This window comes from Thermomonas beijingensis (assembly GCF_020034655.1).
Lineage (GTDB): Bacteria > Pseudomonadota > Gammaproteobacteria > Xanthomonadales > Xanthomonadaceae > Thermomonas > Thermomonas beijingensis.
The window spans coordinates 52,598-78,705 of record NZ_JAIQDJ010000003.1 but is presented as its reverse complement, the minus strand read 5'-3'; the positions used below and the strand labels follow the sequence as shown (position 1 = coordinate 78,705).

The 26,108-nt window shown below is 61.5% G+C and carries 23 protein-coding genes; 16 read left to right on the top strand and 7 right to left on the bottom strand.

Annotation, left to right across the window (positions count from 1 at the left end):
* Nucleotides 1-75: 75 nt before the first annotated feature.
* From mgtE to K7B09_RS08370, 4 genes are all read left to right on the top strand, one after another.
* Nucleotides 76-1,431: a magnesium transporter gene (gene mgtE, locus K7B09_RS08385; protein ID WP_223628975.1), complete on the top strand. Its 1,356-nt coding sequence runs from the start codon at nt 76-78 to the stop codon at nt 1,429-1,431.
* 22 nt (nt 1,432-1,453) lie between these two features.
* Entirely contained in the window at nt 1,454-2,257 is an 804-nt protein-coding gene (locus tag K7B09_RS08380; RefSeq protein ID WP_223628972.1) for a TatD family hydrolase, read from the top strand.
* Nucleotides 2,258-2,320: 63 nt separating this feature from the next.
* Nucleotides 2,321-3,415, top strand: a complete 1,095-nt coding sequence (locus K7B09_RS08375) for an efflux RND transporter periplasmic adaptor subunit (RefSeq protein ID WP_223628969.1) — start codon at nt 2,321-2,323, stop codon at nt 3,413-3,415.
* Nucleotides 3,412-6,480, top strand: a complete 3,069-nt coding sequence (locus tag K7B09_RS08370) for an efflux RND transporter permease subunit (RefSeq protein WP_223628966.1) — start codon at nt 3,412-3,414, stop codon at nt 6,478-6,480. Before K7B09_RS08375 ends, K7B09_RS08370 begins: the two co-directional genes overlap by 4 nt.
* Here the strand turns inward: K7B09_RS08370 and K7B09_RS08365 are convergent.
* Together K7B09_RS08365 and K7B09_RS08360 are read right to left on the bottom strand one after the other, a co-directional pair.
* Nucleotides 6,477-7,250 (bottom strand): ABC transporter permease, encoded by a 774-nt coding sequence (locus K7B09_RS08365; protein ID WP_223628961.1) that lies wholly within the window; start codon nt 7,248-7,250, stop codon nt 6,477-6,479. The two genes, K7B09_RS08370 and K7B09_RS08365, sit on opposite strands and share 4 nt — an antisense overlap.
* On the bottom strand, nt 7,247-8,185 hold the full coding sequence (locus K7B09_RS08360; protein ID WP_223628959.1) for an ABC transporter ATP-binding protein: 939 nt from the start codon (nt 8,183-8,185) through the stop codon (nt 7,247-7,249). Before K7B09_RS08360 ends, K7B09_RS08365 begins: the two co-directional genes overlap by 4 nt.
* A gap of 89 nt (nt 8,186-8,274) precedes the next feature.
* On the opposite strand from K7B09_RS08360, the gene K7B09_RS08355 reads away from it, so the two are divergent.
* The 7 genes from K7B09_RS08355 to K7B09_RS08325 all read left to right on the top strand — a co-directional run bounded on the left by K7B09_RS08355 (nt 8,275) and on the right by K7B09_RS08325 (nt 13,676).
* Entirely contained in the window at nt 8,275-9,039 is a 765-nt protein-coding gene (locus K7B09_RS08355) for an FAD-binding oxidoreductase (protein ID WP_223628956.1), read from the top strand.
* Between the two features lie 104 nt (nt 9,040-9,143).
* Entirely contained in the window at nt 9,144-9,314 is a 171-nt protein-coding gene (locus K7B09_RS08350; RefSeq protein ID WP_223628954.1) for a hypothetical protein, read from the top strand.
* The gene (locus K7B09_RS08345) at nt 9,311-9,907 is read left to right on the top strand and encodes a hypothetical protein (protein ID WP_223628951.1); all 597 of its coding nucleotides are present in this window, start codon (nt 9,311-9,313) and stop codon (nt 9,905-9,907) included. Before K7B09_RS08350 ends, K7B09_RS08345 begins: the two co-directional genes overlap by 4 nt.
* Nucleotides 9,904-10,101, top strand: a complete 198-nt coding sequence (locus K7B09_RS08340) for a helix-turn-helix transcriptional regulator (RefSeq protein WP_223628949.1) — start codon at nt 9,904-9,906, stop codon at nt 10,099-10,101. Before K7B09_RS08345 ends, K7B09_RS08340 begins: the two co-directional genes overlap by 4 nt.
* Nucleotides 10,102-10,146: 45 nt before the next feature.
* On the top strand, nt 10,147-11,700 hold the full coding sequence (locus K7B09_RS08335) for an alpha/beta fold hydrolase (protein ID WP_223628947.1): 1,554 nt from the start codon (nt 10,147-10,149) through the stop codon (nt 11,698-11,700).
* A gap of 27 nt (nt 11,701-11,727) precedes the next feature.
* Nucleotides 11,728-12,483: an ABC transporter ATP-binding protein gene (locus K7B09_RS08330; protein ID WP_223628945.1), complete on the top strand. Its 756-nt coding sequence runs from the start codon at nt 11,728-11,730 to the stop codon at nt 12,481-12,483.
* Nucleotides 12,480-13,676, top strand: coding sequence for an ABC transporter permease (locus K7B09_RS08325; RefSeq protein WP_223628942.1), 1,197 nt, complete (start codon nt 12,480-12,482; stop codon nt 13,674-13,676). The genes K7B09_RS08330 and K7B09_RS08325 overlap by 4 nt, the downstream gene beginning before the upstream one ends.
* Nucleotides 13,677-13,751: 75 nt before the next feature.
* On the opposite strand, the gene K7B09_RS08320 is transcribed toward K7B09_RS08325, so the two are convergent.
* The 5 genes from K7B09_RS08320 to rpmH all read right to left on the bottom strand — a co-directional run bounded on the left by K7B09_RS08320 (nt 13,752) and on the right by rpmH (nt 18,601).
* The gene (locus K7B09_RS08320; protein ID WP_425507852.1) at nt 13,752-14,789 is read right to left on the bottom strand and encodes an energy transducer TonB; all 1,038 of its coding nucleotides are present in this window, start codon (nt 14,787-14,789) and stop codon (nt 13,752-13,754) included.
* A gap of 79 nt (nt 14,790-14,868) precedes the next feature.
* A complete protein-coding gene (mnmE, locus tag K7B09_RS08315; protein WP_223628937.1) occupies nt 14,869-16,200 on the bottom strand; it encodes a tRNA uridine-5-carboxymethylaminomethyl(34) synthesis GTPase MnmE in 1,332 nt (443 codons plus the stop codon).
* A gap of 54 nt (nt 16,201-16,254) precedes the next feature.
* Nucleotides 16,255-17,916 (bottom strand): membrane protein insertase YidC, encoded by a 1,662-nt coding sequence (gene yidC / locus K7B09_RS08310; RefSeq protein ID WP_223628935.1) that lies wholly within the window; start codon nt 17,914-17,916, stop codon nt 16,255-16,257.
* Nucleotides 17,913-18,365: a ribonuclease P protein component gene (gene rnpA, locus K7B09_RS08305; protein ID WP_223629064.1), complete on the bottom strand. Its 453-nt coding sequence runs from the start codon at nt 18,363-18,365 to the stop codon at nt 17,913-17,915. Before rnpA ends, yidC begins: the two co-directional genes overlap by 4 nt.
* Before the next feature lie 95 nt (nt 18,366-18,460).
* Nucleotides 18,461-18,601, bottom strand: coding sequence for a 50S ribosomal protein L34 (gene rpmH, locus K7B09_RS08300; protein WP_028840469.1), 141 nt, complete (start codon nt 18,599-18,601; stop codon nt 18,461-18,463).
* Between the two features lie 207 nt (nt 18,602-18,808).
* Between rpmH and dnaA the strand changes: the two genes are divergently transcribed.
* From dnaA to K7B09_RS08275, 5 genes are all read left to right on the top strand, one after another.
* Nucleotides 18,809-20,134: a chromosomal replication initiator protein DnaA gene (gene dnaA, locus K7B09_RS08295; RefSeq protein ID WP_223628933.1), complete on the top strand. Its 1,326-nt coding sequence runs from the start codon at nt 18,809-18,811 to the stop codon at nt 20,132-20,134.
* A 253-nt stretch (nt 20,135-20,387) separates the two neighbouring features.
* Nucleotides 20,388-21,488 (top strand): DNA polymerase III subunit beta, encoded by a 1,101-nt coding sequence (gene dnaN / locus K7B09_RS08290; RefSeq protein WP_223628930.1) that lies wholly within the window; start codon nt 20,388-20,390, stop codon nt 21,486-21,488.
* Between the two features lie 85 nt (nt 21,489-21,573).
* Complete coding sequence (gene recF, locus K7B09_RS08285; RefSeq protein ID WP_223628928.1) at nt 21,574-22,665, top strand: DNA replication/repair protein RecF; 1,092 nt, start codon at nt 21,574-21,576, stop codon at nt 22,663-22,665.
* 97 nt (nt 22,666-22,762) lie between these two features.
* Nucleotides 22,763-25,243 carry a DNA topoisomerase (ATP-hydrolyzing) subunit B gene (gene gyrB, locus K7B09_RS08280; RefSeq protein WP_223628925.1) on the top strand — a complete coding sequence of 827 codons (2,481 nt, stop codon included), beginning with the start codon at nt 22,763-22,765 and terminating at the stop codon, nt 25,241-25,243.
* The gene (locus K7B09_RS08275) at nt 25,233-26,063 is read left to right on the top strand and encodes a M48 family metallopeptidase (protein ID WP_374348772.1); all 831 of its coding nucleotides are present in this window, start codon (nt 25,233-25,235) and stop codon (nt 26,061-26,063) included. Before gyrB ends, K7B09_RS08275 begins: the two co-directional genes overlap by 11 nt.
* The last annotated feature ends 45 nt before the right edge of the window (nt 26,064-26,108 follow it).

The window sequence follows — 26,108 nt, the reverse complement described above, 5'->3', positions numbered from 1 at the left end:
GTCGTTGCGCGCACCGGACTGATTGTTGACCGGCTCACGCGGCGACAGCCGCAACCTTGTTCACAGAGGTGAGCCATGACCCCGATCTTGCAGGCGGTAGCGCCTGAGTTGTTGCCCTTTGCATCGCAAAATATTGCCGATGCCGTTGAGTCCTTGAATGCCCGCAGCCTTGATGCGGCCACCGACATTGTTGCGGGCTTGCCGCTGGCCCGCGTCATCGACATGTTCGACCGCCCCGAGCTGCAACGCGCCGGCAACTTGATTGCGCGGATGCCGGATGCACGTGCCGCTGCGCTGCTGGAAGGCATGGCCGATGACCGCGCCGCCGACGTGCTGCTGGAGTTGGACGAAGCCGACCGCACACGGCTGTCCGGGCGGATGCGCAGCGGCACCCTGGAGGCCCTGCGCCAGCTGATGCGCTACCCGCCGCATACTGCGGGCAGCCTGATGACCACCGAATTTGTGTCGGTTCCCGCCGATTGGACGGTGGCGCAAACCTTGGCGCATATCCGCGATGTCGAGCGCAGCCGCGAAACCGTGTACGCCATCTATCTGTTGGATCCCGCCACGCATGCGCTGGTGCGCACGGTGTCACTGCGGCGCTTGGTGGCCGGCGAACCGGATGCCCCCGCGCTGTCGCAAGCGCAACGCACCGAGCCGGTGTGGGTGTCGGCCAGCACCGACCAGGAAGAAGTGGCGCGCTTGATTCGTCGCCATGACCTGTTGGCGATCCCGGTGTTGGATGAAGCCCGGCATGTGCTGGGCGTGGTGACGGTGGATGACGTACTGGATGCGCTGATTGCCGAAGGCACCGAAGACGCGCACAAATTCGGGGGCATGCAGGCCATCGCGCAGCCTTACATCAATACCGGGTTTTGGGCGATGATCAAAAAACGCGCCGGCTGGTTGTGCGCGTTATTCCTGGGTGAAATGCTCACCGCCAGCGCGATGCAGCATTTCGATGACGAGCTGGCCAAAGCGGTGGTGTTGACCTTGTTCATTCCCCTGATCATGAGCTCGGGCGGCAACTCTGGCTCGCAGGCGACCTCGTTGCTGATCCGCAGCTTGGCCTTGGGCGAAGTGCGCTTGCGCGACTGGTGGAAAGTGGCCTTGCGCGAATTGCCCACCGGCATGTTGCTGGGCGCCATGCTGGGTGCGATCGCCATCATCCGCATCAGCATTTGGCAATACGGCGGCATCTACGACTATGGCCCGCATTGGGTATTGCTGGCGCTGACCGTGGCGGCGGCCTTGATTGGCATTGTCAGTTTTGGTTCGTTGACCGGCTCGATGCTGCCATTTGCACTGCAACGGCTGGGCTTCGACCCGGCCAGTGCCTCGGCACCGTTTGTGGCCACCTTGGTCGATGTCACCGGCCTCGTTATCTATTTCAGCATCGCCGCAATGATCTTGGGCGGCACGCTGTTGTGAGTGACACAGGTAACATCACGCCATGGATTTGATCGACATCGGCCTGAACCTCAGCCACGACAGCTTCGACCGCGACCGCGAAGCGGTGTGGCAACGCGCCGTGGCGGCGGGGGTGACCCGCGCCATCCTGACCGGCGCATCCCGCGAACATTCGCCCAAGGCACTCGAATTGGCGCGCAGCAAACCCGGGCAGTGGTTTGCCACCGCCGGTGTGCACCCACACCACGCCGGCGAATACACCGCCGAATGCGATGCCGAGCTGCGCGCCCTGCACGCGCACGCGGAAGTGGTGGCGGTGGGCGAATGCGGGCTGGATTACTTTCGCGATTTTTCGCCGCGCCCGGCGCAACGCAGTGCGTTCGAAAAACAGTTGCAGATTGCAGTAGACACGCAAAAGCCGCTGTTCCTGCATCAGCGCGATGCGCATGCCGACTTCATGGCGATGCTGCAAAACTTTGATGGCCAGCTTGGCCCGCGGGTGGTGCATTGCTTTACCGGCAGCCGCGAGGAGCTGTTCGACTATCTGGATCAGGACTGGCATATCGGCATCACCGGCTGGCTGTGTGACGAGCGTCGTGGCGTGCATCTGCGCGAACTGGTGAAGCACATTCCCGCCCAGCGTTTGATGATCGAAACCGACGCGCCCTATCTGCTGCCGCGCACCATTAAACCGATGCCAAAAGACCGCCGCAACGAGCCGATGTATCTGGCCCATATCGTCGAAGAATTGGCGCACGATCGTGGCGAGGACGTGGCCACCACAGCGGCCAACAGCACGGCAACGGCGACGGCGTTTTTCCGCTTGCCAGCACGCGCCGTGAGTTAATAGACCCATTGGTTTAGTTATATGCTAGGCTGCGCGCCACCGCCTCCCATCGGATCGTTGTGTATGCGCGCTTGTTCACGCCTGCTGTTGCCGGGGCTTGCCCTGTGCTTGACGCTACTGGCCACCGCCTGCCACAAACAGGACAGCACTCCCGCCGCGCTATCGGCGCAAGCGGTCAGCGTGATGCCGGCACAACTACAAACCCTGTCGCGCAACGTGCCGGCCGCCGGTCCGGTGGCGGCGTGGGAAGAGATGCAGCTTGGGGTGGAACTGTCCGGCCTGCGCGTCACCGCGCTGCACGTGGACGTGGGCCAACAGGTGCGCAAGGGCGAGCTGCTGCTGGAGCTGGACCATCGCAGCCTGGACAGCGATCTGGCGCAGGCCACCGCCGCGCTGCGGCAAGCCGACGCCGGGGCCGAGCTGGCGCGTTCGAAATACACCCGCGGGCAATCGCTGGTGGATGGGCATTACATCAGTGCGATGGCGCTGGATGAACTGCGCGCCGCCCGCACCCAGGCCGAGGCCCAGTTGGGCACCGCCCGTGCGGTGCGCGATGCCGCCGCGCTGCGTCGCAGCTATGCGGAACTACGCGCCCCCGATGCCGGCACCATTTCCAGACGCTTGGTGCAGCCCGGGCAAGTGGTGGGTGCCGGCAGCGAGTTGCTGCGGCTGATCCGCCAAGGCCGGCTGGAATGGCGCGCCGAGCTGCCCGAAGCACAACTGGCACAGGTACAGCCCGGACAAGCGGTGCTGCTGGAAGGCAGCGGCGTGCACGGCCGCGTGCGCGCCGTGACACCCGGCGTGGACAGCACGACCCGCACCGGCACCGCCTATGTGGATCTGCCCGCGCCCGGGCCGGTGCAGCCCGGCACCTATGTGCAGGGCCGGATTGCGATCGGGCAGGGCAGCGCACTGGTGATCCCGGTGGCGGCGGTGGTGCGCCGCGACGGCCACACCTATGCCTTCCGCGTGGGCCGCGAGCAACGCGCGCAGCAAGTACGTATCGACACCGGCAGCACCCAAGGTGCTCTGATCGAAGTCCGCAGTGGCCTGAAGGTCGGTGACGCCGTGGTCAGCGCAGGCGCCGGCTTTCTGGCCGACGGTGACCGCGTGCGCGTGGTGCCAAGCGCAGGCAATTCTCCAGGCAAGACCCCATGAGCGGCGGCGGCAATCTGTCCAGCTGGGGCATCCGCAACCCGGTGCCCGCCATCATGCTGTTCTTCGTGCTGTGCGTGGCGGGGCTGTGGAGCTTCCATCAATTGCCAGTGGCGCGCTTCCCCGACATCAGTTTCCCGATGGTGACCGTGGTCATCAGCCAGCCAGGCGCCTCGCCGCAGCAGTTGGAAACCGAAGTGACGCGCAAGGTGGAAGATGCGGTCGCCACGCTCAACCACGTCAAGCGTGTGTTCTCCACGGTGGTGGATGGGCAGTCCACCACGGTCATTGAATTTCGCATCGACGCCAATTTGCTGGAGGCACTGAACGACAGCAAAGACGCCGTCACGCGGATTCGCATGGATCTGCCGCAGGACATCCAGGAGCCGGTGGTGTCGAAAGTGGAAATCGTCGGCTCGCTGCTCACCTATGCGGTGGATGCGCCGGCGTTGCAGCCGGACGACGTGTCGTGGTTTGTCGATCGCTACGTGGCGCGCACCTTGTATGGCGTCAACGGGGTGGCGGCTGTCACCCGCATCGGCGGCGTGGACCGGCAGATTCGGGTGGATCTGAACCCGCAAGCCCTGCTGGCGCAGGGCATCACCGCCGGCGCGGTGAACCAGCAATTGGCGGCGATGCAGGTGGACCGCCCCGGCGGCAAGACCGAGCAGGACGGCGGCCAGCAGAGTGTGCGCACGCTCAACACGGTGGCCGATGCGCAGGCCCTGCGCGCCTTCAGCATCGCCCTGCCCAATGGCCAGCACACCCGGTTGGACGCACTGGCCACGGTGCACGATGGCAGTGCCGACCCCAGCCAGATCGCGCTGCTCGATGGCAAGCCGGTGGTGGGGTTTTCGCTGGCGCGCTCACGTGGGGCCGATGAGTTGAAGGTGCGCGATGCCGTGCGTGCGGCGCTGGCCGAGCTGGCCACGCAGCACCCCGGCGTGAGGTTCCGGCAAGTGACCGATATGTCGGAAGAAACCCAGCGCTCGTATTCCTCCTCGATGACGATGCTGTGGGAAGGCGCGCTGCTGGCACTGGCGGTGGTGTTCTGGTTTTTGCGCGATTGGCGCGCCACCTGGGTGTCGGCGATTGCGCTGCCGCTCTCCATCATCCCCACCTTTGCGGTGATCCAGTGGCTGGGCTTCAGCCTGAACATGATCACCCTGCTGGCGCTGAGCGTGGTGATTGGTTTGCTGGTGGACGATGCCATCGTCGAAATCGAAAACATCGTGCGCCATCTGGGCATGGGCAAGAAGCCACTGGACGCCGCGCGCGATGCTGCCGATGAAATCGGCACCGCCGTCATCGCCACCTCCATCACCTTGGCGGCGGTGTTCGTACCGGTGGCCTTCATGCCCGGCGTGTCCGGCAAGTTTTTCCGCGAATTTGGCTGGACCGCCGCCACCGCAGTATTGTTCTCGCTGCTGGTGGCGCGCCTGCTGACGCCGATGATGGCCGCGCATTTGCTCAAGCCCAAGCCGCATGCCGAGGAAGACGGCAACCTGATGCGCCGCTATCTGGTGTGGGTGGACAAGGCGCTGCAGCATCGCTGGAAAACTCTGGGTGCGGCGGCCCTGCTTTTTTTTGCCTCGCTGGCCTTGATTCCGCTGATCCCCACCACCTTCATCCCGGTATCCGACCAAGGCCGCAGCATGCTGTCGCTGGAGTTGGCACCCGGCGTGCGCATCGAAGACACCGCCCGCATGACCGAGCAGGCGCGCGCGCAACTGCACGCCATCCCCGAACTCAAGCAAGTGTTCACCCAAATTGGCAGCGTGCCCAATCTGGGCGACCCCGGCAAAAGCGGCTTGCCCGATCTGCGTCGCGCGGTACTGACCTTGGAATGGGGCGCATCCAACACCCGCCAACGCAGCCAACGCACGCTGGAAACCGAGGTGCGCAACCGCCTGGCCAACCTACCCGGCGTGCGCCTGAGCTTCATGAGTAATGAGCCCGGCGAGCTGATGCAATTGGTGCTGGCCGGTGACGATGCCGATGCGCTGTACGCGGCGGCGGCGAACGTGGAGCGCGAACTGCGCACGCTTCCCGGGCTGGGCAGCGTGTCCTCGTCGGCCTCGCTGCTGCGCCCGGAAGTGCAGATCCTCCCGGATTCGGCACGCGCCGCCGAACTGGGTGTGTCCACCACCGCGATTGCCGAAGCCGCACGCATCGCCACCAGTGGCGACTACGTGCAGCGCATGGCCAAACTCAATCTGGCCGACCGACAAATTCCGATTCGCGTCGGCTTCGACCAAGCCACCTTGGCGCAGCCGGACCTGCTGGTGCAATTGCGCGTGCCGGGTGCGCGTGGCGCGGTGCCGCTGGCGGCGGTGGCCACCCTGCGTGATGGCAGCGGGCCGTCGGTGATCAGTCGCTACAAGCGCCAACGCAACATCACCTTGACCGCCGAGCTCAATGGCCGTCCGCTGGGCGAGGTGATGGCGCAGGTGCAACAACTGCCCGCGGTGAAAGCCTTGCCGCCGGGGGTCTCGTTCATCAACACCGGCGATTCGGAAATCTTCGTCGAACTGTTCACCGGTTTCGCCATGGCGATGGTGGCCGGCATCACCTGCATCTACATGGTGCTGCTGTTGCTGTTCCGTCACCCAATGCAACCGCTGACCATTTTGAGCGCGATTCCGCTGTGCGCCGCCGGTGCATTCGGCGCACTGCTGATTACCCGCCACATGCTGTCGCTGCCGGCCTTGATCGGGCTGTTGATGCTGATCGGCATCGCCAGCAAGAACTCCATCCTGCTGGTGGACTATGCGGTGATGGCCGAAGACCAGCACGGCCTGTCGCGGCACGCCGCGCTGATCGACGCCTGCCACAAGCGCGCCCGCCCGGTGATCATGACCACGATTGCGATGGGTGCCGGCATGCTGCCGCTGGCGCTGGGCTTTTCCGGCGAATCCAGCATGCGCGCGCCGATGGCGTGGGCGGTGATTGGCGGCCTGGTCACTTCCACCGCCCTCAGCCTGCTGGTGGTGCCCGCCGCCTACACCGTGTTGGATGATGCTGGCGCATGGATCGCGCGGCACTGGCACCGCACGATGACGACTTAACTGCGCAGCCCCACACCTTTCTTCAACAAGGCCAAGGCAATCGTGGCCAACACCACCACGAAGCCCAACATCAAGGCATATGCCACCCACAACGGCACATCGCTTTGCCCCAGCAAGCCATAGCGGAAGGCATTAACCATGTAGAAAATCGGGTTGGCATGGGTGGCCGCCTGCGCCCAAGCCGGCAGCAAGGTGATCGAATAGAACACGCCGCCCAGATAGGTCAGCGGGGTGAGGATGAAGGTGGGCACGATGGCCACATCGTCAAACTTCTTGGCAAATACCGCGTTGATGAAACCGGCCAGCGAGAAGATTGTGGCGCCCAGTAACACCGCGCTCAGCGTCACCAGAGGATGCGGGATATGCACGCGGGTAAACAGCATCGCGATGCATAGCACAATCGCACCCACCATCACCCCACGCAGCACCGCGCCGGTCACATAGCCGGTCAGGATGACCCAATTGGGCATCGGGCTGACCAGCAGTTCTTCCACATAGCGGCCGAACTTGGAGCTGAAAAACGACGACGACACATTGCCGTAGCTGTTCTGGATCACGCTCATCATCACCAGCCCCGGCACGATGAATTGCATGTAATCCATGCCACCCATCTTGCCCACGCGTGAGCCAATCAGCCCACCGAAGATCAAGAAATACAGCGTCATGGTGATGGCGGGCGGAATCAGGGTTTGTGTCCAGATGCGCAAGATCCGCATCACTTCGCGCCGCGCAATGGTGGCAAGCGCGACCAGGTTTGCATTGGTGTTCATGCGGCCTCCTTGCCGGTCAGGCGAACAAACAATTCTTCCAGCCGGTTGCTCTTGGTACGCATCGAGCGCACCCGAATGCCGGCGGCCTCGAAGGCGGCAAACACGCGATTCAAATCCATCGCTCGCGGCATGTCCAACTCCAGCGTATGCACATCGCTGGCCAGCAGCACGGCACCGTCGATCTGCGGCAATACCGATGGCAGCCCGCCTTCGATATCGAACACGAAACCTTCCACGTCAAGCTTGGCCAGCAGCGACTTCATCGGCCCCTGCTCCACGATGCGACCGTGGTCGATGATGGCCAGATTGCGGCACAGGCTCTCGGCTTCCTCCAGATAATGCGTGGTCAGAATGATGGTTGTTCCAGCGGCATTGATGTCCTTCAGCGTCTTCCACATGCCGCGGCGGATTTCGATATCCACCCCGGCGGTGGGCTCATCTAGGATCAACAATTTCGGCTGGGTCATCATGGCGCGGGCAATCATCAGCCGCCGCTTCATCCCGCCAGACAATGAGCGGCTCACTTTGTCCGCCTTGTCCCACAGCTGCGCCTCTTTCAGCACCTGTTCGGCACGCGCCAATGCCTGCTCGCGCGGGATGCCGTAGAAACCCGCGTAATTCACGCAGATATCCAGCGGCTTCTCGAACATGTTGAAGTTGAATTCTTGCGGCACCAGACCAATTTGGCGCATCGCCAAGCTGCGCTCGCGTTCGATATCGATGCCAAAAATTTCGACACTGCCGCCACTTTTGTTGACCAGCGAACTGACGATGCCAATCAGCGTGCTTTTGCCGGCACCATTGGGCCCCAGCAAGGCGAAAAAATCACCGGGTGTCACATCCAAACTGACGCCTTGCAGCGCCACGACACCGTTATCGTAGGTTTTGCGCAGCGCATTGACGCGCAATGCCGGCGCGGAAGTGGAAATGCTCATGAACGCCCTCGTGCGCGAAGGCCGCGCAAGTTGGCTGGTAGTATAGGCAGCCTTGTGGCACCACTCTTGCCACGCAGTGTTGCAACGCCGTGGCCATTGTTCACTTTCCGCTTAAATTGACCGCCCGCCGCATGATTGCGCCGACCGTGGCGCATCTGTCCTTTCTGCGTGATGACGGCCAGCCGTTGCCGTGCATCCCCGGGCAGTTCATCCAGATCCATTTCGAATACGCCGATGGCAGCGCGGCCAAGCGCAGCTATTCCATCGCCATCGGCCGGCAGCCTGACGACGCCCCGGATGCGCAGGTGGATATCGCTGTCAGCTACGTGGCCGGCGGTGCCGCCACCGCCTTGTTCGAAGGGCTGGCCATCGGCGCCACGGTCGATGCCAGCGGCCCGTTTGGGCGCTTTTGTCTGTATCCCAATGATGCCAATCGCCGCTATGTATTGATCGGCACCGGCACCGGCATCACCCCGTACCGGGCGATGCTGCCGCAGTTGGCGCAGCAAATGGCCCAGCGCGGCGTGCAGGTGGTGCTGCTGCAAGGCGCACGCACGCCAGCGGAATTGCTGTATGGCGATGAATTCCGCGCGTTTGCCGAGGCGCATCCGCAATTCCGTTATATGCCCTGCCTGTCACGCGAATTGCCCGCCGCCGATTCCCCGCATGCGCACCCCGACGTGCGCCACGGCTATGTGCAAAACGTCTTGGCCGAGCTAGTGCCCGATGCCGCTACCGATATCGCCTATCTGTGCGGCAACCCGGACATGGTGGATGCCAATTTCGAAGCGCTCAAAGCCATCGGCCTACCGATTCCGATGATTCGCCGCGAGAAGTACGTCAGCAACAAGTGACTGCCTCATGCTTCGACGCATAGTGCTGTAAAGGGGACTTGACAAGCCATTTTTGATGCGTGCATCATCTTGTCAAGCAAGCTTGACAAGTCACGGCGTACCGCATGAAAACCCAACACCCCACGAAAGCCTCCGGAATCAGCTTCCTCAGTATCGGGATCGCGTTTATGGCGGTTGCCGCCAGCGGCCAATCCGCCTTCTTGGGGGTAGGCATGGCCTTCATCGGGCTGGGGATCGCGTTCATCGCCAAAGCACGCAAGGACAAACAGCCGTGACCCTGCGCCGCTGGATCTGGGGCTTCGTGCTGATCGGGCTGGGTTCGTTTGCCCTGGCCGGGGCCGGCAAGTGGCTGTTGCAATGGCCGCAGAACGCCGTCAGCACCTGGCTCGGGATCGGCACCGGTTATCTGGCCGGTTCCGCGCTGATGCTGCTGTTGCCGCGCTGGTGGCGCGAGCATTGCGACGAGATGTACGCGCAGCCGGCCGGCAAACGCTATATCCGCGCGCTGCTGCCGATCATGGGGTTCTATTCACTGGCCCTGTTTGCTTCGATCTGGGTGATCAAGCAGGGCATCGCATCGATCCCGCTGCGCGCCGTCATCGCCGTATCGCCGGCACTGGCCATCCTGATGCTGATGTGGGCGGCCCTGCGCTACCTGCGCGAGATCGACGAACTGCAACGGCGGATCGAAACCGAAGCCATCGGCATCGCCAGCCTGCTGGTCTCGGTGCTGTATTTCGCCGGCGGCCTGCTGGACAAAGCCAAAGTGCTGCACTTTGATGCCGCGATGGCGATGATCTGGGTGTTCCCGCTGCTGATGCTGTGCTACGGCGCCGCCAAATTTTTTGTCACCAAGCGCTATCTATGAACAACCGGCTGCGCGAATTGCGTGAGGCCCACGGCTGGTCGCAGGGTGAACTTGCAACACAGCTGGAGGTCTCGCGACAAACCATCAACGCGCTGGAAACCGGCAAGTACGACCCTTCTTTGCCACTGGCGTTTCGCATCGCCCGCTTGTTTTCACTGCATATCGAAGATGTGTTTCTGCCTGATGCAGGCTGACGCCAGTTCCTTTCCAACCACAACCATCCAACGAGGTTGTTTCCGATGAATTCCCGCAAGACTCGACTTGTTCTGGCCATCGTCGCGGCTGTCGCCGTGTTCGGCTACAAGACGCTACACCACACCCCCGATACGGACTCCGGCAAGACCATTGCCAGCAAGCAAAGCACCGCACCGGTTGCGCCCATCAAGCCCACGCTATTGGGCACGCTGGCATTCACGCCCTGCAGCTTGAGCTCACCGTTCAGCAAAGACGCCCTGGAAGCCCAGTGCACGCGCCTTGAAGTGCCCGAAGATCGCGGCCAACCCAATGGCCGCAAGATCGCGCTGAATATCGCGTGGGTACCTGCTTCGGAGAATGGCTCTGCCACGCCCGATCCGGTGTTCTTCATCGCAGGCGGCCCCGGACAGTCAGCAGTGGACTCCTATCCCGGGCTGGATCCGGTGTTCAAGGAAGTGCGCAAGCACCGCAACGTGATCTTGGTCGATCAACGCGGCACCGGCAAATCCAATGTGTTGTCATGTGCAGCCGACGATGACGACGGCAGCACCGGCACCCCCACGCCCGAGGTGATGCAAGCCAAGGCGCTGGCCTGCGTAGACACCTTGTCGAAGCAAGCCGACCTGCGCCACTACACCACCACCGATGCGATTACCGATCTGGATGCGGTGCGGCAGGCCATCGGTGCCAAGCAGATCAACCTGGTGGGCGTGAGCTATGGCACCCGCGTAGCGCAGCAATATGCGATGCGCTACCCGGCGGCCACACGCAGCATCGTGCTGGATTCGGTGGTACCCAATACGCTGGGGCTGGGCAATATCTTCGCCCGCAATCTGGATGATGCGCTGGCCCTGCAATTCGGGGTGTGCAGCAAGAATCCTGCGTGCAAAACCGCCTTGGGCGACCCGCGTGCCGAACTCGACACGTTGCTGGCCAAACTGCGCGCCGCGCCGCCCACCGTCAGTTATCGCGATGCCAGCAGCGGTGAATGGAAGCAGGACGTGCTGCATGCCGACAGCGTGGCCGGCATGGTGCGCATGTATGCCTACATGCCACTGGCAAGTTCACTGCTGCCCAAGCTCATCCACGAAGCCAATGGCGGCCACTACGAAGGCTTGCTGGCGCTGATCAAGATGATGTCCGGCGAGATGAAAGACGCGATGGCGATGGGCATGCAGCTGTCGGTGGTGTGCAGCGAAGACGCGGCCAGCATGGTGGCGCGTGAGGAAGACAGCCACACCTTGCTTGGCAACACCATGTCGGAAGGGATGGCTGCGATGTGCAAGATCTGGCCCAAAGGCACTCCGCCGACGGATTTCCACAAGGCGCTTGCCACCCAAGTGCCGGCGCTGGTGTTGGAGGGTGAGTTTGATCCCGTCACCCCGCCGCGCTACGGCAGCGAGGTGGTGAAGACCCTTCCCAATAGCCGCCTGTTTGTACTCAAAGGCCAGGGCCATAACGTGATTGGTGCCGGCTGCATGCCGAAACTGTTTGCGCAGTTCATCGAACAAGCCGATGGCAAACACCTGGACGCCAGCTGCCTGGACACGTTGGCCTATGCACAGCCCTTTACCAGCTTCAACGGCGCCGCGCCGTAAGCGCCCCTACCTTCAAGGAACAACGCAATGATCGTTGCAGAACATCTTCGCAAAACTTTCCCCGGCAAGGGCAAGGACAAGCAGCGCGTGATCGCCGTGGATGACGTCGGCTTCACCGCACACGACGGCCAGATCACCGGCTTGCTGGGCCCCAATGGTGCCGGCAAAACCACCACCTTGCGCATGCTCTATACCCTGATGACACCGGAAACCGGCCGCGTGCTGGTGGATGGCATTGATGTGGCCGCCGATGCCGAGCGCGTGCGCCGCAGCCTGGGCGTGCTACCGGATGCACGCGGCGTGTACAAGCGTCTGACCGCACGCGAGAACATCGACTACTTCGGCCAACTGCACGGCATGTCCGCGCAGGCGATTGCCCAGCGCACCCAAAAACTGGCCGCCGCGTTGCAAATGGAAGACTTCCTCGATCGCAGCACCGAGGGCTTTTCACAAGGCCAGCGCACCAAGACCGCAATCGCCCGTGCGCTGGTGCATGACCCCAAAAACGTCATTTTGGATGAGCCCACCAATGGCCTCGATGTGATGACCACGCGTGGCCTGCGCAGCTTTTTGAAAGAGCTGCGCGGCGAAGGCCGCTGCGTGATTTTTTCCAGCCACATCATGCAAGAGGTGGCCGCGCTGTGTGACCGCATCGTAATCATCGCGCACGGCAAGGTGACCGCGCAGGGCACCCCCGATGAGCTGCGTGCGATGACCGGCGAAGACAATCTGGAAGACGCATTCGTGACTTTGATCGGCAGCGAAGAGGGCCTGCACGCATGAACCAGCAACATTTTTTCAGCACGTTATTCACGGTGATGCGCAAGGAATGGCGTGACTTCGTGCGCGATCGCCGCACCTTCCTGTTGACCTTGCTGGTCGCGCCCTTGCTATATCCGGTGCTGTTTCTCGGGATCGGCAAGCTCACCCAAATGCGGGCCGAAACCCAACTGGAAAAAAACCTGGATCTGCCCGTGGTGGGCATTGAACGTGCGCCGAATTTGATCACGTTCCTGGCCAGCTACGGCATCGACACTCATGCCGCGCCGGCCGACATCGACGCCCGCGTGCGGGCCCAACAGGAAGATCTGGCGCTGGCGATTGACACCGATTTCGACAAGGACTGGGCGGCGGGCAAGCCAGCCAAAATCGACATCATCACCGACTCCACCCGCCGCAATGGCGATGTCAAAGTGGCGCGGGTCACCAAGGTGCTGGAAGGCTACGGCAACAGCATTGGCGCGATGCGGCTGCTGATCCGCGGCATCAACCCGGCCATCGCCACGCCCCTGCGCGTGGGCACCCGCGACATGGCCACTCAGGAAGCCAAGAACAGCCAGTTCATGAGCGTGCTGCTACCGATGATCCTGACCATTTTCGCTTTCATCGGCGGCGCACACTTGGCGATGGATACCACCGCCGGCGAACGTGAGCGGCAATCCCTTGAGCCACTGCTGGCCACACCGGCATCACGTGCAGCATTGGTCGGCGGCAAGATGCTGGCGGCGGTATCCTTGGGCCTGCTGTCGATGCTGCTGATCCTGGTGTCCTTCAAAACGTCGGCATCACTGGCCAGCGGCGGCATCGGCAGTCAGATGGATGTGAGCTTCGCGGCGATGGGCAAACTGCTGCTGACCTTGCTGCCGCTGGTATTGATCGGCACCGCCTTGATCACCACCTTGGCCGCTGGTGCCAAGAGCATGAAGGAAGCACAGAGCCACATGATGTGGCTGATGATGCTGCCGATGCTGCCGGCCTACGGGCTGATGGCCTACCCGTTGAAGGACACCGCGGTGTGGCAGTACGCGGTGCCGTTCCTGTCGCAGAACCAGCTGATCCAGAAGATCTCGCGCGGCGAAGTCGCCTCGCTGCAGCAATGGGGCGTCTACCTCGCCAGCTCGCTGGCGCTGGCCGCGCTGCTGTGGGCGCTGGCGGTGTGGCGCTACAAGCAGGAAAAATTGGCGATCTCGGCCTGACCTGACGCGGGATGTGCAAACAAGAAAAAGCCCGGCGCAACGCCGGGCTTTTTTGCAGCCTCCATCCGTTCGGAATTACTCGAACGAAATCGTGCGCCGACTGGTGGTGGCCTGACCCACCGGTTGGAAGCGCCAGCGCTTGACCGCAGCCAGTGCCTCACGTTCAAAATCACGCTGGAACTGACGTGGGGTATCGCTCGACACCACGCGCGCGCTGGACACCGAACCATCGGTACCCACGGTGAATTCCACCTGCACCGAACCGGTGCCACCGGCGCGCTGCGCCGCCGGCGGGAAGCGCGGGCTGGGCGTGGAGATCGGGCGCAATTCGTTGGATGCTGCAGACGGCCGTGCGGCCGGTGCTGCAGACGGTGCGGCCGCTTGGGTTGGCTTTTCTGCTGCGGCTGCCGCTTGTTTCTGGCGTTCCGCCTCGGCGGCGGCGGCGGCTTGTTTCTGGCGTTCCGCCTCGGCGGCGGCCTGCTGCTGGCGCTGCTGCTCTTGTGCTGCGGTTTGCTGCTTCTGCTGTTCTTGCAGCTTCTTTTGGTCTTCTTCGCGCTTCTTCGCCAAATCTGCCTGCTTCTTGGCTTCTTCTTCCGCCGTCAATTTCTGCGTTTCGGCCTCTTTCTGAGCCTTGGCTTCATTGCTGGCTACGCTGGCCTTCAAACGCGCCAGCGCCGGATGGTTGGCATCGGCCTTCCCAATCAGCGCCAACAGACGATTGGCTTCGGCATAATCCTGCCGAGTCACACCCTGCTCAGCTGCCACCACCGCCATCGGCAGTAAGTCATTCAGCGCACTCGACGCGCCGGCATCGCCTGGCACCTTGTCACGCAGGGCCAAGTAATACTCCATCGCATTATTACCCGCCGGTGCATACAACCGGTTCTCGTTGTAGGCCTTGCCTGCGGCTTCACGCAATTGATCGGCCCCCATGGATGCCACGCTGGCCGACACCACCGACTCCGGCGTGGGTTTGGCGGCGGCTTGTGGCGCTGCTGGCCCAGTGGCTGCAGCATCGTCTTTTTTACAGGCACCAAGCGCACAGGCGATGGCCAGCGTCAGGGCAACCGGTGCGACCCCGTGGAACAGCTTTTTGCTTGCAGACATGAGTATTTCCCCCGTTAAACCATGGCTTGTCTGACGATAGCACGCGGCAACGCAGCGTGTTTGTCAAGCGTGCGCCATCCGAAAGTCATTTTCCGATGCAAAACGTCGAAAAAATGTGACCCAGTAATCCATCTGCGTCAATTGCGCCGCCAATGGTGCCCAAATCCGCGTGCGTCTGCGCCAGCGCCTCCGCTGCCAGTTCCAGTCGCTCGTGCTGCAATTCAAGGGTTGCCTGCTCAAGCCCATGCTGGGCATGCCGCAACGCCTGCACATGTCGGCTGCGCGCAGAAAATGCACCGCTGGTGGCCTCCCCCCCCACCAGCGCCAGCAACCGCGCATGCAGCGCAGGCATCCCGGCACCGGTTTTGGCCGACACCGCCAACGCATCTTCGGCAAGCTCCAGATGCGTGGCCAGCAAATCCATCTTGTTGTACAGCCACAACACGTCCGGTATGCCAACCAGCGCCGTTTCGACCGCCTGTCGCCCCGCCTGTGGATCGCGTGCATCGACCACCACCAGCGCCAAATCGGCACGCGCAAGCTCGTGTTGTGCACGCCGGATACCCTCGGCTTCGATGGCATCACTGGCGGTGCGCAGACCCGCGGTATCCACCAATGTCAACGCCACACCATCGACCTGAATGGTTTCTTGCAGCAGGTCGCGGGTGGTTCCTGGGATGTCAGTCACAATCGCACGATCGCGGCCGGCCAAAGCATTGAGGATCGAGCTTTTGCCCGCGTTCGGTGGCCCCACCAGCACCACATGCAAACCATCCCGCAAGGCTTGACCATTGCTGGCGGCAGCCAATAATTGCGCCAGCGTGTCCTGCGCTATGTGCAAATTGTCCTGCAACGCGCGCCCACCCAGCGTATCCAAGGGCTCGTCGGCAAAGTCGATCGCCGCCTCCACGTGTACGCGCAGGGCCAACACTTGCGCCATCAACGCGTCCACCCGCCGTGAGAACACACCATCCAGTGAGCGTCTTGCAGCACGCGCCGCACGCACATCTGCCGCAGCGATCAAATCGGCCAGTGCCTCGGCCTGTGCCAGATCCAATTTGCCATTGCCAAATGCCCGCTGGCTGAACTCCCCCGGCTGTGCCTGCCGCGCACCCAGTGCGATGCAGCGGCCCACCAGCTCGCGCAGCAGAACTTGGCTGCCATGCGCCTGCAACTCCACCACATCGTCCCCGGTGAAACTGGCCGGCGCGGCAAAATACAAGGCGATGCCATCGTCAAGGATGTCGCCATTGGCATCGGCAAAACGTGCGTACTGCGCAACGCGGGGCGACAGGCTGCGCCTGCAGATCGTTTCAGCGATGCTGCGTGCCGCCGGGCCGGACAACCGCACAATCCCAACGCCAGCGGCACCCGGTGCGGTGGCAATGGCAACGATGGTGTCAGTGTCTGCGTGCATCGACATAGGATCGTGATAAAGCCCGTCAAGCATCCACGGCCAACATTACCTGGGTTACGCCTTGGCCGGCTCCTCGGCAAACCTGCGCGTATTCCACCACTGCTGCGCCAGCCCCAAGGTGCCATTGGTGACCCAGTACAGCACCAAACCGGCCGGGAAGAACGCAAACATCACCGCCATCACCAACGGCATCATCTGCATCATCTTCTGCTGCATCGGATCCATCCCCACCGCCGGGGTCAGGCGCTGGGTCAAGAACATCACCGCAGCATTGAGCAAAGGTAAAATGAAGTACGGGTCTTGCGCGGTCAGATCACTGACCCAACCCACGATCCACGGTGCCTGGCGCAACTCCACCGCCTCCAGCAGCACGTAATACAGCGCCAAGAACACCGGCATCTGGATCAATACCGGCAAGCAGCCGCCGGCGGGATTGATCTTTTCTTTCTTGTACAGATCCAGCATCGCCATCTGGAATTTCTGCTTGTCTTCGCCATAGCGCTCTTTGAGCTGAGCGATGCGCGGCTGGAACTTGCGCATTTTGGCCATCGACTTGTACTGCGCAGCCGACAGCGGATACAGCGCCAACTTGATCAACACCACCAACAGCACGATCGCCCAACCCCAGTTGTGGGTGAGTTTGTGCAATTGGGTCAGCAACCAGTGAATGGGTTTGGACAACACCGTGAACATGCCGTAGTCCAGCGCCAACTCCAGCCCCGGTGCGGTTGCTTCCAGTTTATCGGCCAATTTTGGCCCCACCCACAACGTGGCATTGCTCGCAAACCGCTGGCCCGGGGCCAGACTCACCTGTGGGCCACGGGCGGCGATTTCGTATGTGCGGCCCTTTTCAGCCAAAGTGAACAACGCCGCTTGATCTTTCTGCGGCACCCATGCGGTTAAAAAATAATGCTGCGATAGCGCCACCCAACCCCCGGTCACAGTCTGATCCAGCGGGCCATCTTTGGTGAAGTTGGTGTATTTGCGCTTTTTGTATTTGTCCGTGGCGCTGTACCACGCCGCGCCACTCAGGCTGAAACTTTCCGGATTGGTGAACCCGGTTTTGACCACCGGTGGCACCCGATCCAGCACCCGCGCGACATTGCCGGTCCACGCCACATTGCCGGTATTGACGAGCTCGTCGTGCACTTGCAGCGCATAGCTACCACGCGCCAGGGTCACGGTGCGCTGCAGCTGAATGCCATTGGCGGCATTGGCGACAAACCGCGCACTGACGGCAGCGGCACCGTTGGCCAGGGTAAATTCACGCGCTGGGCCTTCCGGCAGCGGCACCAACACAGTGCCATCGACGCCACGCCAAATGGCCTGGGCAACAAAAAACTGGGCCTGCTCGGGGTTGAACAAAACCACTGCCGGGCTACCCGGCGCACGTGCCTGCCGGTATTGCAGCAACTCGGCACGCACCACATCAAGGCCATTCAATTGCAGATCCAGCACGTCGTTGCGCAACCGCACCAGCGGGCCGGTCTCGGCGGTGGCACGCAGTTGTGCGCTCGCAGCACTCGCCGCTACGCCGGGAATCGCGCTGGCGGTGGGCAAATTGGACGTATTGGCCAAATTACCGGGTGTAGTCTGCTGGGCTGCCGGAATGGCCGCCGGCGTTGCCGCCGGGGCATGCTCATTGCCCCATTCGCGCCACAGCAAAAAGGCCACCATCAGCCAAGCCATCAACAGGAAAGTACGGGTCTGATTCATTGGACAGGCTTGCCTGGTTCCACAGCCATGATCGGCCCGGAAGCATCTTGAGGAAGGGAAGGTGCGGGCGGCATTGTGCCCCGCGCCTGTATTTGCGGCAATGCACAAGCGCGCTTGAGCAGGCGATCGAAACAATCGCGCAGCGCTACGTTATCGGCTTGTCGCGCCGCTGCACGTGCCACAATCACGTACGCACCGGGGCGTAACTGCGGCCGCAGATGACGGAAGGCGTCGCGCAGAACGCGCTTGATCCGATTACGACCTACCGCATTCGGGTCGACCTTGCGCGACACCGCCAAGCCGATCCTGGGTGCATGCGTATCGTGCAACCAATGCAACGCCATCAGCGGTTCGGCCACGCGTTTGCCGGTCTCGAACACCTGCGTAAACTCGGCCTTGGCGCGCACTCTTGCCTGCGGCGGCAACCCACATGAACCCGCAAACGCGATAACGCCGGCATCCTGAGTGGATACCGGCGTTAGGTTCAAAGCATCCTGCGTCATCGCATTCCGGCCGAAACCGGAGAGCTGACCCCGCTTGGGGGTCAGACCGTCAGACGGCGACGGCCCTTGGCGCGGCGACGCGCCAACACCTTGCGGCCATCGGCGGTTGCCATACGGGCGCGGAAGCCATGATCACGCTTGCGCTTGAGGTTGCTGGGCTGGTAAGTGCGCTTGGTCGCCATTTCGGGCCTGCTTGCTTGTTTTGAACGGAAAAGACTCGGAATGATAGCGGCTTTATGCGGCCTGTGCAAGCCAAGCGATACCCGAAACCCTACGCCGTGGTTTGGCGGGAATCGTTCGGGATGCTAATCTGCCAGTCTTCCCCAATGTTATCCACAGGCCCTCATCTGCGCCTGTGGGTTTTCGTCTCTGAGAGAACGCACCAACGCATGGACGTCTGGCTCGCCTGCCTGCATCGCCTGGAATCCGAAGTCGCACAGGAAGATGTGCTGGCCTGGCTCAAACCCCTGCAATCGGTACCACGCGATGATGGGCTGCTGCTGTACGCGCCCAATACCTTTGTGCGCGACGAAGTATGCGATCGGTTTTTGCCGCGAATTCGCGAATTGGCGCGCCATTTTGGTGGGTTTGACGATGTCTCGCTGAACGTCGGTGCGCCGACACGCACGCTTGCCGAGCCAACATCACCACGCGCTGGCACCGCACCAGCTGCGGCTGCCGAGGAACCGTTTCGGGGCAATCTGGACACACATTATGTGTTCGGGAATTTCGTTGAAGGCCGCAGCAATCAGCTGGCTCGTGCTGCGGCATGGTCAGCCGCGCAAAAGCCTGGCGAGCGTAGCCACAACCCGTTGTTGCTGTATGGCGCCACCGGCTTGGGCAAGACGCATTTGATGTTTGCCGCCGGCAATGAAATGCGCCGGCTCAATCCGGCAGCCAAAGTGCTGTACCTGCGTTCCAACGATTTCTACAGCGCGTTTTTCCGTGCGCTTCAGGAAAAATCTGCTGATCAATTCAAGCGGCAATTCCAGAAAATCGACGCGCTGCTGATCGACGACATCCAATTCTTTGCCGGCAAGGATCGCACCCAGGAAGAATTCTTCCACACCTTCAACGCCCTGTTTGATGGCAAGCAGCAGATCATCATGACTTGCGACCGCTATCCGCGTGAAGTGGAAGGCTTGGAGCCGCGGCTGAAGTCCCGGCTGGGCTGGGGATTGTCGGTGGCCATTGACCCGCCGGATTTCGAAACCCGCGCACAGATCGTGTTATCCAAAGCACGTGAACGGGGCACGTCGATTCCGGATGAAGTCGCCCAGCTGATCGCCAAGAAGATGCCCAGCAATGTGCGTGAGTTGGAAGGCGCAATCAACAAACTGACCGCCCAAGCTGGCTTGCTGGGGCGACCGGTAACGTTGGAGTTTGCGCAGGAAACCCTGCGCGATCGTTGGCGCGCGCTGCAGCAATCGATCAGCATCGGCAACATCCAAAAAGCCGTGGCAGACTACTACGGGCTACAGCTTCGAGAGATGCTGGGGAAGCGCCGCACCCGGTCATTGGTGCGTCCGCGGCAAATGGCAATGGCACTGGCCAAAGAGTTGACCGAACACAGCCTGCCCGACATCGGGGATGCGTTTGATGGCCGCGACCACACCACCGTGTTGCATGCGTGCCGTCAGATCAAGAAACTCAAAGACAGTGATGGCAAGTTGTACGAAGATTGGGAAAAATTGATCCGCAAGCTCAGTGAATAAGCCAGGCAAGAGTTGTGGATAACTCGGGATGGCACAACGCCGCCAAAGTTATCCACAAGTTTTCCGCAATCTACCCGTGCTTTTCCCGCAGCCTTTTGGATTGCGAATTTACTTTTTAAAACAATAACTTAATGAAGTTTTACAGATAATTTCGTTGTACCAACACCACCTGCTTTCTAGATTTATATCCTTTCAAAAGCCGGAGCTTGCCAAGCGGCAACGCTCCACCACCCAATTAGGGCAAGGGGTTGATATGCGGTTTTCCCTGCAACGCGAAGTTCTACTCAAGCCATTGGCACAAGTCGTGAATGTGGTCGAGCGCCGCCATACACTGCCAGTACTGGCCAACTTGCTTGCTCGTCTCGATGGCGGCCAACTGTCGCTGACCGGCACGGATCTTGAAGTGGAAATGGTCGCGCGCGTGGCCGTCGATGGCGCTCAGGATGGCGAACTCACCATTCCTGCACGCAAATTGTTCGAAATCGTGCGCGCCCTGCCCGATGGGAGCCTTGTCACCATCAGCAAGACGGGGGACAAAGTTGCTGTTCAAGCAGGACGCAGCCGCTTCACACTCGCCAGTTTGCCCGCCAACGACTTCCCGTCGTTGGATGAAGTCGATGCCAGCGAACGCCTGCAGATTCCGGAAGCCTCTTTGAAAGAACTGCTGGAGCGCACAGCATTTGCCATGGCCCAGCAGGATGTCCGGTTTTATCTCAACGGTCTCTTGTTTGATCTGCGTGAAACGTCGTTGCGTTGTGTCGCAACCGATGGCCACCGTCTGGCGCTATGCGAAGCGGCATTGGAGCCAGGACAAGGCGGTAAGCGTCAGATCATCGTCCCGCGCAAGGGTGTACAAGAACTGCAACGCCTGCTGGAAGGCGGCGATCGCCTGCTGGAACTGGAGCTTGGCAAAGGGCATATCCGGATCAAACGTAACGATGTCATTTTCACCTGCAAATTGATCGAAGGTAAATTCCCGGATTACGAGGCGGTGATTCCGATTGGGGCCGATCGCGAGGTCACGGTTGATCGCGAGGTGTTGCGTGCGGCATTGCAACGAACCTCGATTTTGTCCAATGAAAAATATCGTGGCGTTCGGGTTGAAGTTGCTCCCAATTTGTTGCGGATCAGTGCGCATAACCCCGAGCAAGAAGAAGCGCAGGAAGAAGTGGAAGCCGATACCCACGTTGATGGGTTAGCGATTGGCTTCAATGTCACCTACTTGCTGGAAGCGCTGAGTGCGTTGCGTTCCGAATCGGTGGTTTTGCAATTACGCGATGCGAATTCATCGGCTTTGGTGCGCGGTGCCGACAGTGCACATGCACGGCATGTGGTCATGCCGCTGCGTCTGTAAATGATCCTGCTGCGTTATGTGAAACACGTTTGGCAACGCCCGGCTTCCCCGGGCGTTGTTGTATGTGCCTGCACGTGATCCTGGCATGTTGATTCAACGCCTGCACCTGCATTCGTTCCGTCGGTTTGCAGAGACCGAGTTTTCGCCGGTGGCGGGCTTCAACTTGATTACCGGTGATAACGGTTCCGGCAAAACCACCCTGTTGGAAGCATTGCACTTGCTGGCGCATGGCCGCAGTTTCCGTGCCCGGGTACGGGATGGTCTGGTGCGGCAAGGAGATCCGGCCTTGCAGGCCTATGTGGAATGGCGCTTGCCGGATCAATCCACCCACCGGGCCGGGTTGCGGCACACCGGTAGCCAATGGCAAGCACGGCTGGATGGCAGTGACCTTCGGCAGATCAGTCAGTTGTGTGAAGCGTTGGCGGTGATCAGCTTTGAACCCGGTAGCCATGCCTTGGTCGATGGTGGCAGCGAGGGACGCCGCCGTTATCTGGATTGGGGCATGTTTCACGTGGAACATGACTTTTTGCCGCAGTGGCGCCGCTATACACGGGCGTTGAAGCAACGCAACGCGTTGTTGCGGCAATCCGGCGGCCGTGGCCAATTGGACGCGTGGGAGCATGAGCTGGCGCAATCGGGTGAAGTGCTGACCCAGCTGCGTGAAAGCTATGTCGCCAGTCTGCAAGAGCATCTCGTTGCGTTATTGCCACAACTACTCCCGGCCGCGGGCGCGGTGGTGTTGACGTTATCCCCTGGCTGGAAGCGGCAAGAACTCGCCCTGGCCGATGCTTTGCTGTTGGCCCGCGAGCGCGATTTGAGTCTTGGCCACACCAGTGTGGGCCCGCATCGCGCCGATCTGCGGTTCGGTTTGCAGCACCTGCCGGGTCGCGAAGGCTTGTCACGCGGGCAAACCAAACAACTGGCATTGGCCTTGTTGCTGGCCCAGGCCACGCAGCTGGCGCAAACCTTGGGGCATTGGCCGGTCCTGCAGCTGGATGATTTGGGGTCGGAATTGGACCGCCAGCATCAACAGCGCGTCTTGGCGGTGCTGGCCGCGAGTGGGGCGCAAGTACTGGTGACCGGCACCGAGCCCCCCCCGGCATTGGCGACGATGGCGTTGCCAGTCACGATGTTCCACGTGGAACATGGCGTCATCACCGGGCCACTGCATCCCTAGCGAGGGCTGGTCCGCCCCGGGTCGGCTATACTGCAGGTTCCTATTGCTAATGTGTCTTGGCGCGTCTTTCGGCGCGCCTCGGGAGCCGAACGCGCTGATGTCGCAGAACGAACAGATTCCGGGCCAGACGCCCCCAACCATCACCCCAGCGGCAACCGCCGGGAATTACGATGCCAACAGCATTACCGCCCTGGAAGGGCTGGAAGCCGTCCGCAAACGCCCGGGCATGTATATCGGCAACGTCAACGACGGTTCCGGCCTGCATCACATGGTGTTTGAAGTCGTCGATAACGGCGTGGACGAAGCGCTGGCCGGCCATGCCGATCAGGTGCGCGTGACGATTCACGCCGATGGTTCGGTCTCGGTCTGGGACAACGGCCGCGGTATTCCGGTAGGTCGGCACGCCAAGGAAAGCGAAAAGCAGGGCCGCGACATCTCCGCTGCCGAAGTGGTGATGACCGTCCTGCACGCCGGTGGCAAGTTCGACGACAACAGCTACAAGGTCTCCGGCGGTTTGCATGGTGTGGGTGTGTCGGTGGTCAACGCGCTGTCCGAGAAGCTGTTGCTGGATATCTGGCGCGATGGCTACCACTTCCAGCAGGAATACCGCCACGGCGAGCCGGTGTACCCGCTCAAGCAATTGGAAGCATCCAGCAAACGTGGCACCGAGGTTCGCTTCTGGCCGTCGGTGGTGGCCTTCAACGATAACGTCGAATTCCACTACGACATTCTGGCCCGGCGCTTGCGTGAGCTCAGCTTCCTCAACTCCGGGGTCAAGATCGAATTGATCGATGAACACCTGGACGGTAAGCATGATGTCTTCCAGTACGAAGGTGGCATTCGCAGCTTCGTTGAGCACTTGGCCCAGTTGAAGACCCCCCTGCATGCCAATGTGATCTCGATCAGCGGGGAGCAGGACGGCATCGTCGTCGACTGCGCCGTGCAGTGGAGCGATTCCTACCAGGAAACGATGTACTGCTTCACCAACAATATTCCGCAAAAAGATGGCGGTACCCATCTCACCGGTTTCCGGGCTGCGCTCACCCGTACCCTGACCCGCTATATCGAAAGCAGCGGCATTGCCAAGCAGGCCAAGGTCTCGCTGTCGGGCGATGACATGCGCGAAGGCATGATCGCGGTGCTGTCGGTGAAGGTGCCGGATCCTGGCTTTTCCTCGCAGACCAAGGAAAAACTGGTCACGGAGCCGGTACGTGCGGTTGTCGATTCTGTTTTCGCCGCAAAGTTCGAGGAGTTCCTGCAAGAGCACCCGAACGAAGCCAAGGCCATCGCCGGCAAGATCGTCGATGCCGCCCGTGCCCGCGAAGCGGCGCGCAAAGCGCGTGACTTGACCCGCCGCAAGGGCGCGCTGGATATCGCTGGCTTGCCCGGCAAGCTGGCCGACTGCTCGGAAAAAGACCCGGCATTGTCCGAGTTGTTCATCGTCGAGGGTGATTCGGCCGGCGGCAGCGCCAAGCAGGGCCGCAACCGCAAGACCCAGGCGGTGCTGCCGCTGCGCGGCAAGATTTTGAATGTGGAACGCGCCCGCTTTGACCGCATGTTGGCCAGTGCCGAGGTTGGCACGCTGATTACCGCATTGGGTACCGGTATCGGCAAGGATGAATATAACCCGGATAAATTACGCTATCACCGCGTCATCATCATGACCGACGCCGACGTGGACGGCAGCCATATCCGTACCCTGCTGCTGACCTTCTTCTACCGGCAAATGCCGGAGTTGATCGACCGCGGCCACATCTACATCGGGCTGCCGCCGCTGTACAAGATCAAGCAAGGCAAAAACGAGTTGTATCTGAAGGACGATGCCGCACTGGACGCCTATTTGGCCGGCAACGCGGTGGAAGGAGCACAGCTGATCCCGGCGGAGGCCGAACCTGCCATCACCGGCCAGGCGCTGGAAACCTTGTTGCTGGCATTTGCGCGTGCCCGCGAGGCGGTGCAACGCAATGCGCATCGGTTTGACGCTGGCGTGCTGGATGCACTGATTGATTTCGTCCCGCTGGATGCGGTACATGCGCCCACGCAGGCCGATGTCGACAGCTTGGCTGCCCGCCTGAACCAAAACGGGCTGGGCAAGCCGCGCTACCAACTGCATTGGCAGGACGCACAGGAAGGCCGCCCGGCGGCATTGCTGGTGACCCGCGTGCACATGGGCGAGGAACTGACCCAGATTTTGCCACGGGCGCTGTTTGAGCATGGCGAACTCAAGCCCCTGCGCGAGGCGGCCAGCCTGCTGCATGGGCTGATCCGGGACGGTGCGCGCATCGTGCGCGGCAGCAAGGTGCAAGCCATCACCCGCTTTGCCCAAGCGCAGGAATGGCTGTTGGAAGAAGCCAAGAAAGGCCGCCAGATCCAGCGCTTCAAGGGTTTGGGTGAAATGAACCCGGAGCAGTTGTGGGATACCACGGTGAACCCGGATACCCGCCGCCTGCTGCAAGTGAAGCTGGAAGACGCCGTGGCTGCCGACGCCATCTTCAGCACCCTGATGGGCGATGTGGTGGAGCCGCGCCGCAATTTCATCGAGGAAAATGCGCTGAAGGTGGCCAATCTTGACGTGTAAGGCGCACCGCTGGCTGCTTGCCGCTGCCAGCCTGGGGCTGTTGGTGGCATGCGCCACTACCACGTCGCCCACCGGGCGTACCCAATACGTGGGGGCGGTCTCGCAGCTGCAGTTGGATCAGATGGGGGCACAAGCCTTTGCGGAAGCCAAAGCCACCACGCCACTGAGTAAAGAGGGGCGCTTGACGGCTTATGTAGGCTGTGTGGTGACAGCCATTGCCACGCAACTGCCTGCACCATGGAATGGTTTGCATTGGGACTATGCGTTGTTCCAAAACGATGAAACCAATGCCTGGGCCCTGCCGGGTGGCAAAATCGGCGTCTATACCGGCATTTTCAAGGTCGCCAAGGATCAAGATCAGCTGGCCGCGGTGATTGCCCACGAGATTGGGCATGTTGTTGCCCGGCATCACGACGAACGTATCACACGGCAGGCTTATGCCCAGCTTGGGTTGGGCGTGGCGGGTGCGGCGGTGGGGTCGCGCTATGGGGAAGCGGTGCAGCAGACCACGGGACAAGTTGGCGGGGCATTGCTGCAAGGGGCATTCCTGTTGCCCAATTCGCGCGCACAAGAATCTGAAGCCGATGTCGTGGGCCAGGAAATGATGGCCAAGGCCGGCTTCAACCCGAATGGGGCAGTGGCATTGTGGCGTAACATGGGTGCAGCGGATGGTTCGCGGCCACTGCAATGGCTGTCCACGCACCCAGATCCAGAATCTCGATTGCGTGAGTTGCAGCAGCGTGCCGAAGGTTTGACACCAGTCATGCAAGCAGCGCACACAACCGGACACCAGCCACGTTGCCAGCCGCAGAACCAATAGCACGCGCCAAATTGCCTCGTTTCTGCTAGTTTTTTAACACCGCCG